Source organism: Actinomycetospora chiangmaiensis DSM 45062 (assembly GCF_000379625.1).
Taxonomy (GTDB): domain Bacteria; phylum Actinomycetota; class Actinomycetes; order Mycobacteriales; family Pseudonocardiaceae; genus Actinomycetospora; species Actinomycetospora chiangmaiensis.
The window spans coordinates 96469-110345 of sequence record NZ_KB903219.1; the positions used below are offsets into that span (position 1 = coordinate 96469).

At 75.6% G+C, this 13877-nt stretch carries 9 protein-coding genes; 6 read left to right on the forward strand and 3 right to left on the reverse strand.

What is annotated here, in order from left to right; translation table 11 throughout:
* Nucleotides 1–69 precede the first annotated feature (69 nt).
* A complete protein-coding gene (nhaA, locus tag A3CO_RS30800; RefSeq protein ID WP_018331732.1) occupies nucleotides 70–1335 on the forward strand; it encodes a Na+/H+ antiporter NhaA in 1266 nt (421 codons plus the stop codon).
* Complete coding sequence (locus tag A3CO_RS0108045) at nucleotides 1332–1763, forward strand: Asp23/Gls24 family envelope stress response protein (protein WP_018331733.1); 432 nt, start codon at nucleotides 1332–1334, stop codon at nucleotides 1761–1763. Before nhaA ends, A3CO_RS0108045 begins: the two co-directional genes overlap by 4 nt.
* Here A3CO_RS0108045 and A3CO_RS37900 read toward each other — a convergent pair.
* A complete protein-coding gene (locus A3CO_RS37900; protein ID WP_157647193.1) occupies nucleotides 1760–1924 on the reverse strand; it encodes a hypothetical protein in 165 nt (54 codons plus the stop codon). The genes A3CO_RS0108045 and A3CO_RS37900 overlap by 4 nt on opposite strands.
* A gap of 192 nt (nucleotides 1925–2116) precedes the next feature.
* Between A3CO_RS37900 and A3CO_RS0108055 the strand changes: the two genes are divergently transcribed.
* Both A3CO_RS0108055 and A3CO_RS35480 read left to right on the forward strand, forming a co-directional pair.
* Nucleotides 2117–3370 (forward strand): polysaccharide biosynthesis protein, encoded by a 1254-nt coding sequence (locus tag A3CO_RS0108055; RefSeq protein ID WP_026204399.1) that lies wholly within the window; start codon nucleotides 2117–2119, stop codon nucleotides 3368–3370.
* A complete protein-coding gene (locus A3CO_RS35480; RefSeq protein ID WP_018331736.1) occupies nucleotides 3367–4080 on the forward strand; it encodes a class I SAM-dependent methyltransferase in 714 nt (237 codons plus the stop codon). The genes A3CO_RS0108055 and A3CO_RS35480 overlap by 4 nt, the downstream gene beginning before the upstream one ends.
* Here the strand turns inward: A3CO_RS35480 and A3CO_RS0108065 are convergent, their stop codons facing one another.
* Nucleotides 4081–7494 (reverse strand): arabinosyltransferase domain-containing protein, encoded by a 3414-nt coding sequence (locus tag A3CO_RS0108065; RefSeq protein ID WP_018331737.1) that lies wholly within the window; start codon nucleotides 7492–7494, stop codon nucleotides 4081–4083.
* Between the two features lie 246 nt (nucleotides 7495–7740).
* Here A3CO_RS0108065 and A3CO_RS35485 point away from each other — a divergent pair, with 246 nt between their 5' ends.
* Entirely contained in the window at nucleotides 7741–9447 is a 1707-nt protein-coding gene (locus tag A3CO_RS35485) for a hypothetical protein (RefSeq protein WP_018331738.1), read from the forward strand.
* Nucleotides 9448–9514: 67 nt separating this feature from the next.
* A complete protein-coding gene (locus A3CO_RS0108075) occupies nucleotides 9515–10726 on the forward strand; it encodes a glycosyltransferase family 4 protein (protein WP_018331739.1) in 1212 nt (403 codons plus the stop codon).
* A 7-nt stretch (nucleotides 10727–10733) separates the two neighbouring features.
* Here the strand turns inward: A3CO_RS0108075 and A3CO_RS0108080 are convergent, their stop codons facing one another.
* A complete protein-coding gene (locus A3CO_RS0108080) occupies nucleotides 10734–13820 on the reverse strand; it encodes an arabinosyltransferase domain-containing protein (RefSeq protein WP_018331740.1) in 3087 nt (1028 codons plus the stop codon).
* Nucleotides 13821–13877: the final 57 nt, after the last annotated feature.

The following is a 13877-nucleotide window of genomic DNA, read 5'->3' on the forward strand; positions in this document are numbered from 1 at the left end:
GGTACGCTGGATCGCGGTGTGCCGGGAAGTCTGGTCGGCGGTCGCCGCCGCCTGCCCGGGAGAAGTCACGTGACCCCCATCCGTCGGGAACGCCTGCGCCGCACCCGGACCGGGCGCCTCTTCGTACCGCCGTCGCCGGGCGAGTCCTCGCGTCTCGGGAGCATCCTCCGCAGGGAGACCGTCGGCGGTGCCCTGCTGATCGGGGCCGCGGCCCTGGCGCTGATCTGGGCGAACACGCCGTGGCGGGAGGCCTACACCGCCCTCGCGGACCTCCGGGTCGGGCCCGCCGCGCTGCACCTCGACCTCCCGCTCGCCACCTGGGCGGCCGACGGCCTGCTCGCGGTCTTCTTCTTCGTCGCGGGGCTCGAGCTCAAGCGCGAGTTCGTCGCGGGCGACCTCCGGGAGCCGGCCCGCGCCGTGCTGCCCGTGGCGGCGGCCGTCGGGGGCATGGCGGCGCCGGCGCTGATCTACGCGGCCGTCAACCTCGGGGACCCCGAGGGCCTGGCCGGGTGGGCGGTGCCGACCGCCACCGACATCGCCTTCGCGCTCGCCGTCCTCGCGGTGATCGGCCGCGGCCTGCCCACGGCCCTGCGGACGTTCCTGCTGACGCTCGCCGTCGTCGACGACCTGCTCGCCATCACGATCATCGCGATCTTCTACACCGCCGACCTCGCGATCGGTCCGTTGCTGCTCGCGCTCGTCCCGCTCGCGCTGTTCACGGTGCTGGTCCAGCGGCGGGTGCGCTCGTGGTGGCTGCTCCTCCCGCTCGCGGCCGCCACGTGGGCGCTCGTGCACGCGTCCGGGGTCCACGCCACGGTGGCCGGTGTGCTGCTCGGCTTCACGGTCCCGGTGATCCGGCGGGCACCCGGTGACGGCCCGGGGCTCGCGGAGCACTTCGAGCACCGGTGGCGGCCGATCTCGACGGGGGTCGCCGTGCCGGTCTTCGCCTTCTTCGCCGCGGGCGTCACCGTCGTCGGGCGGTCCGACCTCACCGCGACGTTCGTCAACCCGATCACGCTCGGCGTGGTCGGCGGGCTGGTGGCGGGCAAGGCGGTCGGTGTCAGCGGGGCGACCTGGTTGGTCCGGCGCTTCACGCGGGCGCAGCTCGACGAGTCGCTGTGCTGGGCCGACGTGATCGGGCTGGCGCTCCTGGCCGGCATCGGCTTCGCCGTGTCGCTGCTCATCGGCGAGCTGGCCTTCGGTGGCGGCAGCGGGGCCGACGACCACGTCAAGGTCGGCATCGTGGTGGCCTCGCTGCTCGCCGCGCTGCTGGCCACGATCGTGCTGCGGGGGTCCGCGAGGCGGCGGGCACGAGCGGGTACACGGGGAGCATGACCGCACCCACGCCGCCCCTCCCCCCGACCGACCCCATCGCCGTCACCGGCACCACCGAGGTCCTGCCCGCCGTCGTGCAGAAGGTGGTCGCCTTCGCGACGCGCGAGATCCCCGGGATCGCCGGGCTGGGCAACTCCACGGCCCGCGCCGTCGGTGCCGTGCGCCAGACGCTGACCGGCGCGACGGAGAACGTCGCGGGCGTCCGCGTGGACATGGAGGGCGACACCGCGACGGTCGGCCTCGACGTCGCCATCGAGTACGGCGCCGGGGCGCGCGAGCTGACCCGGGCGCTGCGTCGTCACGTGCCCGAGGCCGTCGACCAGATCGCGGGCGTCCGCGTGACCGAGCTGAACATCGTCGTCACCGACGTCGTCCTGCCGGGTGCCGACGTGGAGGAGCCGGCGGTCCCGCCGACCCCTGCGGTCTAACCCGGCGCGATCCCGCGCAGGAACTGGATCAACGAGGAGCCGGCGGACGCCAGGCTGTTGAGAATCCCGTTCACGGTCCCCGCGGCCGTGGTCGGCGAACTGATGATCCAGAAGACCACGAGGATCGCGACCAGGATGCCCACGACCTTCTGCACGTTCACAGCGTTACCGTACCCACACACTCGGTGGAGGACACAGAGGTCCGCCCTTCCCGTCACGCGGATGGTCGAGAACGCGCCGAAGGTCGGGCGAGGCCCGGAGGGCACGTGGACCACCAGTATCGTCCTCACATCAGCACCACGACCGATCCGCCCCGCTCCGAGCCCCGTGAGGGGCCCGGCGCGCGGCGTCTCGTGGGTTCCGCGGGCGTCGGGGTCCTCGTCTCCGGTCTCCTCGTCAACGTCTATCTCGCCGTCGTCGCGCGCGCCCTGCCCCCGGCGGAGTACGCGACGTTCGGTGCGTTCTGGGCCCTCGCCCTCGTCGTGGCCTTCGGGCCGTTCCTGCCGCTGGAGCAGGAACTCGCCCGGCGCCTCGCGCTGCGCCGTTCCCGACGACGGGTGCTGCGTTCCGGTGCGGTGACCGCCGGGGCGCTCGCGCTGCTCGCGCTCGTCGTCCTGCTCGCCGCCAGCCCGTTGGTGTGGCCGTCGCTGGACGGGCACGTCTGGATCTTCGCGGCCCTGCTGGCGCTCTGCTTCGTCTCGGCGGTGCAGTTCCTGCTCCGCGGGGTGCTCATCGGCACCGACCGGCTCGTGCGCCACGGCGCGGTCATGGTCCTCGACTCCCTGCTGCGCGTCGCGATCGCGGCGGTGCTGCTGGTCGTCGGGAACGTGGGTGCGGCCGCCTTCTGCTGGGCGCTCGTCGCCGCGATCACGCTGGCCCACGCCCCCCTCCTGCCCGCCGCCTGGCGCCGCGCCGCGGCGCAGTTCCCGGATGCGCCCGAGGACGTCGCGAGCAACACGCCGTCGGCGCTCGCGCGGGCCGCGATGCCGCTCCTCGTCGGCTCGGTGTGCGCGCAGCTGCTGCTGAACGGGCTCCCGGTGGTGGTCGTCGCCATCGCCCCGGACACCGCGCAAGCGGCCGCCGGGGTGTTCGTCGCGGCCTTCACGCTGGCGAAGGCCCCGTTGTCCATGGTGGTGCCGCTGCAGTCCGCGGTGGTCCCGACGTTGACGCGACTGCTCGCCGACGGCCGGCGCGGCGAGGTGCTGCGGCTGCTCGGTCGGGGTGCGGCCGCGCTGGCGGCCCTGGTCGTCGTCGGGGTGCCCGCGGCCTGGCTCGTCGGTCCGCCGATCGTCCGGCTGATCTTCGGCGCCGACTACTCCATCGGGGGCCTCGACCTCGCGATCATCACCGCGGGCGTCCTCGCGCACGTGGGTCTCGTCGTGGTCACGCAGGTGCACGTGGCCCGCGGCCGGCACGTCGACGTCGCCCTGAGCTGGATGACCGGACTGCTCGCGGCGGGCGTGACCTTCGCGCTCGTCCCGGGCGTGGTCGTCGCCGGCGAGATCGCCTTCGGGGTCGGGTCCGTCGCCGGCACCGTGGTCAGCGTCCTGCTGCTGCTCCGCACGCACGAGGGCCTCCCGGCCCCGGAGACCGAGAGGCACGCATGAGCTCGTTCGAACCCCGCCCCGGCACGGCCGACCACTACGACGAGGCCTACTACGAGGCCAACGGCCAGGCCGGGGACCGGCCGGCGCTCCGCTGGTTCACGCGGCTCGTGGCGCGGTACACCGATGGCGGCCCGTACCTGGACTTCGGCTGCGGGACCGGGCACCTGGTGCGGCGGCTCTCGGCCCTGGGCCCGGCGTCGGGGTTCGAGCTCTCCGAGTGGTCGGCCGCGGCAGCCCGGGCGACGGCGCCGGGCTGCGCGATCACGACGACGACGGACGCGCTGCCGACCGACGGGTTCGGCGCCCTCACCGCCATCCACGTGCTCGAGCACCTCGACGACGACACCGCGGCCTCGGTGCTGGCCACCTGGCGCCGGGTCCTGCGGCCCGGCGGGCAGGCCCTCGTCGTCATGCCCGATCCCGCCGGCCGCGGGCGGCAGCTCGCCGGCGACGCGTGGATGGGGTTCGACGACCCGACCCACGTCAACCTCAAGCCGCACGCGCAGTGGCGGGAGTTCCTGGTCGCCCACGGGTTCGAGGTCGAGCGCGAGGGCACCGACGGGCTGTGGGACGTGCCCTACTCGCGGCTGCCCAGGCTCGTGGACGCCGCCCGCCACGCCGTGCCGGCCTTCGTCCAGTTCCTGTCCGGGCGGCTGCTGCTGGCACCCGGCCGCGGCGAGTCCTCGGTCTTCCTGCTGCGCTCCCGCTGATCAGGGGGTGAGCCCGGAGACCGTCCGGGTGTCCCGCTCGAGCCGGTAGCGCTCGGTCGGGTAGGGCTGCTCGAAGAGCATCAGCACCAGGTCGTCGTTCGTCCCGGGGAAGTCGCGCAGCCGCGTCCGCCGCTCGGTCACCGACGCCTCGCGGTAGGAGTTCCCGACGATGCCGCCGCTGTCCGGGCGGGCGGCGAAGTCGGCCAGGGCCTCGCCGCGGGAGGCGCCGTAGCCGAGGAAGCCGTCCATCGGCTGCGTCACGCCGTCCTGGACGCGGGGCTGGGCGATGCACGGGAACAGGAAGGCCTGCTGCCAGGCCACGGTGTACACCCCGGCGGGGTCGAGCACCGTGCTCATCGGCTGCCACTGCTGCACCAGGGGCGCGGTGAAGGCGAGCCAGCCGCCGACGTCCGTGGTCGCGTCGGTGGCGACGAGCCGGACCAGGGTGGCCCCGGGCGGCGGCGGGGTGGCCCGGGAGAGGTCGAGGCTGCGCCACGAGGTGCCGTCGCCGGACTCGACCTCCCGGTCGCGGGGGGCCGTCCCGAGGGTGGCGACGCCGTCGGGCCCGAGGCCGGGCCGGCCGTACTCGGCACGCAGCGTGTTGCCGTCGCCGGTCCGCCCGGAGACCAGGGAGGTCACCGCGAACTGCCCGGCCGAGGTGCCCGGCGGCAGGCGGAACCACCCCGTGGCGAACGTGCCGGTCCGCGCCTCCGGCGTCCGTCCCGGCGACGGGGAGCGGAAGCTGCCCCACACCGGGACCAGGGGCCCGACGCCGGGGGAGCCGCTCTCGGGCAGCGTGGCGTCCCGGAGGAACGCCTGGTCGGGCGGCTCCTCCTCGGCCGTGGGCACGGGCAGGAGCGGCGTGAGGGGCGTGCGCCGGGTGCCGAGCACGTCGAGGGCCTGCTGGGCCCCGCAGCGCGTCGCGTCCGGGTCCTGCCAGGCGTCCGCCTCGGGCGAGTAGGTGGTCGACGTGCGGTCGGCGGCGAGCGCGAAGTCGGCGACCATGCGCGTGGTGGTCGCGAGCATCGCGAGGACGCAGAGCACCGGGACGGCGAGGACCAGCGCGTACGGGCGCCAGGACCGGCGGAGGAAGGTCGTCACGGCCAGCACGACGACGAGCACCCCGACGAGGACCGCTGCCCAGAGGACCGGCCGGTCGAAGTAGTAGCCCTTGACCGAGGGGTAGTCGAGCCACGACGGCTGGCCGAGGCCCCACATGAAGGCCCACCGGTTCCGGCCGTGCCCGGCGAGGGCCGCGACCAGGACCGCGGCGGCCGCACCGGCGACGATCCCCGGCCAGGGGAGCCGGCCCCCGCGCGCCTGCGCGATCCCCTGCACGAGGCCGGGCAGCGCGACGAGCAGCAGGGCGAGGAACGCCGAGCCGAGGCCGACGATCGCCCCGAGGTGGTGCGGGAACTTGCTGGGGGTCGGCAGCAGGAGGAGGAACGCCAACGCGGTCGACCACCCCGCCAGCATGAGCCGGGGCGGGACCCGCACCCCGCCGGCCCGGGCCACGAGCGTCGTCACGAGGAACCAGACGAGCGCCAGCAGGCAGACCAGGATCGCGGTGCGCTTCGCGTAGGCCCCGAACCGGCTCGTCTCGTCGAGCAGGAGGGCGTAGCGCTCGAACTCGAGGTACCACGTCTCGGCGCGCTGGATCGGCGCGAAGATCTGCTGCGAGCGGACGAAGTCGCCGTAGGTGCCGTCGGCGAAGCCCACGACCGCGCCGAGCGCGCCGGGCGCGACGATCACCAGCCACCGGGCGGGCAGCTCCCACCAGCGGCTGGCGCGGCGGCGCAGCAGCCGCCAGGTCGCGGGCGCCCCGACGAGGAGCGGCGCCAGACAGATGAACCCGGTCGTCCCGGTCATCAGGCCGATCGAGCCGAGACCGACCGCGAGGCCCAGCAGGTCGACCCGCTCCCGCTCCAGGCCCTCGGCGACGACGACGAGGGTGGCCGCGGCGAAGGCGGCGGTCCAGGGCTCCGGGCGGGTGGTGATGTCGTAGGGCAGCCACCAGGCGAGGAACGCGACCGCGAGGACGACCCGCGTCGCGGCGGCGGCGAGGCGGTGCTCCCGCCACGGGGCGGCGAGGCCGTGGGCCCGGGCCACGAAGCTGCGGACCAGGAGCCACGTGAGCACGCCGAGGACGACCGACGGGACGCGGAGCACCACCGGCGCCATCCCGGCCTGCTGCTGCCACCACGACAGGACGTAGTACGGCCAGGTGAAGGGCGTGAAGCCCTGGGTGAACACCTGGTAGTACTGCGGCAGGTAGCCCGAGAACGGGATGTTCGCCGCCATCGAGCGGTAGTACCCGTCGTCGTCGGCCAGCGGGGCGAGGAACGCCCAGACCGCCAGCGCGGCGAGGACGACGAGGTCCACGACCCGGGGTCGCTGGCCCGCGGCCCACGACAGCACGCGGCGCCACCGGGGCGGTCCCCGCTCCGGATCGGTGCGCGGCACCCGGCGGCGGGCGAGCAGGATCGCGGCCGCGGTGGCGAGCAGGGACACGAGCACGGCGAGCACGGCCGCGGTGATCAGCCCGTGCTTCAGCGGGCTCGGGGTGCTCGCGTAGCGGTCGTCGACCGTGACCCGCACCGCCAGGTCGCTCGCGGTCGCGCCGGGGAGGGCGGTGAGCGACGTGTGCAGGACGTCGACGTCCGGGAGGGCGGTGATCGCGCGGGGAGCCGGCAGGGAGTCGGGCGGGACGCTCTGGATCTCGTCGGGGTCCGCCTGCCCGATCCGGGGCGCGACGGCCCCCAGCGGACGGCCGTCCCGGAACGCGGCGACGTTCGTCCCGGTACCGACGACGCGGTAGGAGCACGGCCCGTCGGGCAGGCGCTCGGTGGCGATCTGCTGCCCGCCACTGCGCACGGTGAGCTCGTCCGCCCGGACCCGGATCGCAAGCGCGCGGTCGTCGAAGCCGGCCGCGGTGGGCGCCATCGTCGTCAGGAGGTACCCGTCGGCCGTGGCCCCGGCGGCGCGGGCCGCACCGCAGCTGAACCCGACGTCGATCGCCTCGGGCTTGTAGGCCCGCAGGGCGAGCATCGTCGACTCCGGCCGGACGACGTCCAGGGGCCAGGAGATGCGGGGCACGTTCTGCTCGACCGGCGCGAACGGCAGCGCGACGCCGCTGACGACCGCCACCACCGCGGCCGCCACGGCGATCACCCGGGCGACGAGGAGCCCGTCCAGCCCCCAGTCCGACGGCCCCCAACGGTCCGGGCCGTCGTCGTCCGGGGAGAAGGCGTCGGGCGCCGCGTCCGCCTCCGGCCCGGTGCCCGCCTCCGACCCGGGCCTGCGGCCGCGCAGGCGCAGCGCGGCGCCGCGCAGGGCGTCCTTCAGCCGGGCGGAGCGTCCCTCCGGGGGCAGGTCCCGGCTCTCGGCGACACCGTCCACGGTGCCCTCAGCCACGCATCGCTCCGTTCGTCCGCGTCCGTCGTGAGCCTCGCTCCTGCCGCGAGGACGCTAACAAGCGCGGGGGCGCGCGGCGTGTGAGGCGCTCCCACGGCGGGCCGCGCCACGCTCGTAGGATTCCCCGAGCGACTCCGGTGAGTCGACCACGTCCGGGAGGCCGCTCTGACCACCACGACGTCCCCGCCGTCGCTCGTCGACGAGCCCCCGACGACCGCGCCCCCGGCGCGTCGCCGGCGGGCGGTGATGGCCGAGCTCGGCGTCGTCGCGGCGTACCTGGCGGCGTCGCTCGCGTTCTTCCACGAGGTCCTCGGACACCTCGGCACCCGGTTCGCGGGGTGGGTGTCCACCGACGCGTCGCTGTTCACCTGGTGGCTGGGGTGGACCCCCTTCGCCCTCGGGCGCGGGCTGGACCCCCTGACGTCGGGCTGGCAGAACGCCCCCCAGGGCGTGAACGGGATGTGGAACACCGGGGTGCCCCTGCTGGCGGTGCTCCTGGCGCCGGTGACGACGACGGCGGGTCCGGTCGTGGCCGACAACGTCGCGATGATCCTCGGCCCCGTCGCCTCCGGGTTCGCGGCGCACCGGGCGTTGGCGACGGTGGTCGGCCCGCGGTGGATCCGGGCCCTCGCCGGTCTCCTCTACGGCTTCGCACCGTTCGTCGTCGGCCACGCGTGGGTCGGCCACGTGAACCTCGTCTGGATGCTCTTCCCGCCGCTGGTGCTCTGGGCGGTCGTCCGGGTCCTCGCCGCGCCGCGCCGGCCCTGGCTCGCCGGGGCGCTGCTCGGCCTCGGGGTGGCGGCCCAGATGCTCGTGTACACGCAGACGCTGGCGCTCGGTGCCGTCGCCCTGGTCGTCGCGGCCCTGGTCCTCGGTCTCAGCCACCCGCGGGCAGCATGGCGGAACCTGCCCGCCGTGGGCCGGTCGGCCCTCGCCGCGGTCATGGTCACCGCGGTGCTCACGGCGTGGCCGGTCTGGCTCCTGCTCCGCGGGCCGAGCCGCCCGCTCGGACCGATCCGCGAGGGCGCCGACACCGGGGCGGACGCCGCCAACCTGCTCGTCCCCTCGCCCCTGACGGCGATCCGGCCGGGCACCGACGCGCTCGCGACCCGGCTGGCCGCGTTCCCCGGTGAGCAGGGTTCCTACCTGGGCGTGGCCATGCTGCTCGTCGTCGCGGCGACGCTGCTGATCGTGCGGACCCGCCCCGTCCTGGTCGCCGTCGCCGTCACCGCGGTCCTCGCGGTGCTCTCGCTCGGCGGGTCGCTGGTGGTCCTCGGCACGGACACCGGCATCCGCCTCCCCTGGCACGTCCTCGAGCCGGTGCCGCTCCTCGGCCAGGCGGAGACGGGACGGTTCGCCCCGTTCGTCGCGCTCGGGGTGCTCGCCACGTGGGCCATGGCCCTCGAGCACCTCGCGCGCCGCCTGCCCGGCACGGGCGCGCTGCGCCGCAGCGGTCTCGTCCTCGCGATGACGGCGGTCCTCGCCGCCGGGGCGACCTGGCTCCCCGCGGGCGACCAGCCGTCGGTGGACGCGACGTCGCCGGCGTTCTTCACCGCGGGCGCGCCCGGTCTCGCCGCGGCCGGCGGCGAGGCGCCGGTGGTCGAGCTCGTGCCCCGTCCGACCTCGGACTGGATGCGGGGCGGCGGCGACCCGCTGCGCTGGCAGGCGGCGGCCGGCTTCGCCTTCCGCCAGACCGGCGGCTACTTCATCGGCGGCTCCGGGCGCGACCCCGTGGTGCACGAGGGCGAGGTCGGACCCTTCCAGCGCGGGATCGGCGACGGCGGTCGCGGGGACGTCGCGGCGGCCCGGGCCGACCTCGCGTCCCGCGGAGTGACCGCCGTCGTCGTCGTACCCGGAGCGCTCGCCGCCCCCGACGCCGCCCTGGGGTGGGTCCGGGCGGTCACCGGGCGCCCGGGGGCCTTCGTCGGGGACGTCTGGCTCTTCACGCTCTGACCCTCGGGGTCGTCCTGTCGCCCGCCGTGAGCGGGGCGTGGCCGGACGACGGGGCGGGACCGCTACCGTGGGTTCTGCATCGAGACACCGGCTGCGCGGGGCCTCTCGGGGCCGGGGGCGGTCTCGTCGACACGAGCAGGGAGGCGCGACCATCGTTCGCACCGAGTCGCCCGTCGAGAACGACCTGGTCATCGTCCTGACCTACTACGCGCCCTACGTCTCGGGGCTGACGAACGTCGCGCGCGACGTCGCGGAGGGGCTCGCGGCCCGCGGCTGGCGCGTGTGCGTGGTCGCGAGCCGGCACGACGACTCGCTGCCGGGCACCGAGACGATCAACGGTGTCCGCGTCGTCCGCGCCCCGGTGCTGGCCCGGGTGGGCAAGGGCACGATCGGGATCAACCTCACCCGCCTGGCGTTGCGCGAGATGCGGCGCTCGCGGATCGCGAACCTGCACCTCCCGCTCATCGAGGCCGGCCTGCTCACGCGCCTCGCCCCGATCCCGGTGGTGTCGACCTACCACTGCGACGTGAGCCTCCCCCCGGGCGCGGTCAACGCCCTGCAGCGCGAGGCGGTGGACCGCTCGAACCGGGGCGGCCTGCGGCGGTCGGTGGCGACGATCGTGACCAGTGAGGACTACGCCCGGCAGAGCCGGCTGTGGGCCGACATCGCCCCGCACATGGTCGCCATCCCGCCACCCTGCGCGCCGGTCGAGCCGGCGGCCCCCACCTACCGGCGCGGCGACGGGTTCCACGTCGGTTTCCTCGGACGCATCGTCGAGGAGAAGGGCGTCGAGCACCTGGTCGACGCCTTCCTCGGGCTCGACGATCCCGACGCCCGCCTCCTGATCGGTGGGGACCACAGCCGGATCGCCGGCGGCAGCGTCGTCGACCGGGTCCGGGCCCACATCGGCGGCGACCCCCGGGTCGAGCTGCTCGGGTTCGTCCCCGACGAGCGGCTCGGCGAGTTCTACGCCTCCATCGACACCTTCGCCCTGCCCTCGGTCAACGCCTTCGAGGCCTTCGGGATCGTGCAGGTCGTGGGCATGCTCGCCGGGGTGCCGGCCCTCGCGAGCGACCTCCCCGGGGTGCGGCTCCCGGTGGAGCGCACCGGGTTCGGCCGCATCGTGGCGCCCGGCGACGTCGCCGGGCTCCGGGAGGCCCTGCGCGCCCTCCGCGACACGCCGCCGGACCGCGCGGCCGGTCGCGCCGCGGCCGCCGCGGACTTCAGCGTCGACTCCGTCCTCGACGCCTACGAGGCCGTCTTCACCAAGGCCGGCTGACCAGGCGTCAGGGCCGGACGACGCCGTCCTCGCCGACCGGCACCGAGAAGGTCGTGTTGGGCGCGGGCTGCCAGCCCGGGACCGTGACCCGTCGCGGGTCGATCGTGTAGCGGTCGTCGGGCAGCGGGTCGCGGAGCGTGTAGACCTGGATCGGGACGGGCGGCGCGTCCCGGAAGCGGGCCGAGAGCTGGGTGACCGCGGAGTTGCGGTAGCTCGGCACGAACAGTCCCCCGCGCACCGGGAGGAACGCGCTGTCGGAGACCCCGGAGAGCGGCTGGTCGCCCCAGGTGACGACCGTGGCGACGGGTTCGCTGACACCGTCGGCCGCCCGCGGGGCGCGCAGGCAGGGGAACATGAAGGCCGTCGGCCAGCCGACCGCGGTCGCCGAGCCCGGCGGCACCAGGTCCGCCAACGGCGTCCACCGCTGCACGAGCGGCGCGGTGACCGCCGTCCAGCCCCCCGTCCCGGCGTCGCCGTCGACGACGACCAGGCGGACCTCCGTGGCCCCCGGCGGCGGCGAGGCCGGGCCGTCGAGCGTGACCGAGCGCCACTCCCGGGCGTCGACGGCCTTCCCGCCCTGGCCCTGGCCGAGACGGGGGGCCTCGACGACGCCCGTCGGGGTCCGGAACTCCGCGCGCACCTCGTCGCCGTCCCCGGTCCGCCCCGAGACGTAGAGCGAGACCGGCAGCGCGTCGGCGTCCGTCGGCAGGGCGTACCAGGGCGTGGTGAACGTGCCCGTCCCCGCGCCGTCCGCGGGCGTCACGCCGTCCGGTCCCGGCCGGTGGCTGCCCCAGACCGGCACCCCCGTCACCGGGGGCGGGCTCGACGGGGACCACGTCCCGCCCGGGAAGGCGTCGCCGTCGGCGGTCGGGGCGCCCTCCGCCGTCGGGAGCACCCGGGCCGTGCGTGGGTCGAGGGCCTCCACGGCCTGCTCGGCCCCGCACCGGCTCGCCAGCGGGTCCCGAAGGGCGTCGGCGCCCGGGGAGTAGGTGTCCAGGGTGCGCACGGCGGCGTACCCGAAGCTCCCCAGCAGGTACGTCAGCGAGACGAGGAGGGCCACCGTCGCCACGACCGGCACGGCGGTCAGGGCGGACCCGGCCCCGAGCGGGCGGCCCCGCCGGCGCGCCAGCACCCCGATCGCGACCGTCACCACCACGGCGCCCAGCAGCCACCACACCGGCGACCCGAAGCGCACGAAGGACACCGCCGGCGCCTCGGTCGGGTGAGGCATGCCGAGCAGCCAGGAGTACGCCCAGGTGTTGGGCCCGTTCATCGACAGGGCGACGACGAACGCGAGGCCGACGAGCGCCCCGACGCCGACCGGCCACCGCACGGGCCGGTCGGGGTGCGCCCGGGCCAGCCCGGGGCCGAGGACGAGGACGCCGGCGAGGACGACCGTGCCGATCCCCGCCAACGAACCGAAGTGGTGGGTCCACTTGCTCGGGGTCATCCACAGCAGCAGGAACCCGAGCAGGGTCGTCAGGCCCGCGAACCGCAGTCGCGGCGGCCAACCGCGTCGACCCGCCGCCAGGAGGAGGAAGCCGACGAGGACGAACAACGTGAGCAGGACGGGGAGGCGCTTGGCGTAGCTGCCCATCGGCGCGGTGTCGCTGAGCAGGTAGTTCCACCGCACGATCTCGGTGGACCAGCTCTCCGGGTACTGCAGGCCGCGGAAGATCTGCTGGGCGCGCAGGAAGTCGCGCAGCGAGCCGTCGGCGAAGGCCAGGAACGAGACGACGCCCCCGGCCGCGACGACGCCGACCAGGGCGGGCAGGGCGACGTGCCGGCCGCGGGCCCGCAGCACCCGCCAGCACGCGGGCGCCCCGACGAGCAGCGGCGCCAGCGCGACGAAGCCCGTGGTGCCGGCGGTGAAGCCCACCCCCGCCGCGGCGACCGCGAGGCCCATCGGCAGCAGCCGGTCCCGCTCGACGGCCCGCATGAGCGCCACCGAACTGGCCATCACGCTGGCGGCGACGACCGCCTCGGGCCGCACCCCCATGTCGTACGGGAGCCACCAGGCGAGGAAGGCGGCGCCCAGGACGACGGGGAGGACGCGGCCCACCACCCGGCCCTCGAGGAGCGGCCGGGTGAAGGCACGCACCAGGAACCAGGTCGCCAGCCCGAACGCCAACGCGGGCAGGCGGAGGACGACGGGGCTCGTCCCGGCGACGCCCTGCCAGCCGGCGAGGGCGTAGTAGATCCAGGTGTAGGGCGTGAACGCCTGGTCGTAGAGCTGGTAGTAGTTCCCGACGAAGCCCGAGAAGGGCACGTTCGCCGCCATCGCGGAGTAGTAGCCGTCGTCGTCGGTGGTGGGCGCGATGAAGGTCCACGCGAGCATCACCAGCGGGACGAGGACGTCGACCACGGCGGGCCGACGCCACCGGACCCGCTCCGGACTCCCGGGCCGCTCCCGGTCGAGCAGCCCGAGCCCGACGAGCGCGACGACGACGGCGAGCACCAGGACGACCAGGACGACGACCTTGAGCGGGGTCGGCGAGGTGGCGAACTCGTCGTCCGGGGACAGCCGGACCTGCAGCCCCGGCGCACTCGACAGCGAACTGACCAGCGCGTCGACGTCCGGCTGCGACGTCCCGGGCAGGCGGCTCACCACGGCGCCGTCGACCGTCGTCACGAGCCCGCCGAGGTCGCCGTGGATCGCGACGTCACAGGCCGAGGCGGGCCCGTCGGACACCGTCTGCCCGCGGGTGGTCACCACGAGCCGGTCGCCGCGCACGACCGCGCTGAGCCCGGCGGCCTCCGCGGCCGGGAAGCCCGGGCGGAACGTCGACACGACGACCCCGTCGGCGGTCCGCGCGGCCGCCGCCACGTCGGCGCAGGTGAAGCGGACGTCGAGCGCGACGGGACGCTGCGCGACGAGCCCGAGGTCCGTCGACTGCGGCGCACCCGGCTGCTGCGGCCAGGAGATCACCGGCCGGTCGACCGACACCGGGAGCAGCGGCAGGAGGACCGCGCAGACGATCGCGACCACCCCGCCGACCGCCGTGACGACCGCGGCCACCGACCAGCCCCGGGACACGGGCGGCTCGGTGCTCGCCGAGGTCCGGGCCGCGAGGTCCTGCGGGGTGGCGGTCACGCGTGGTGCTCCGGGTCACGACGGGAGGGGGGCATCGCCGAACGTAGCAAGGCGCCC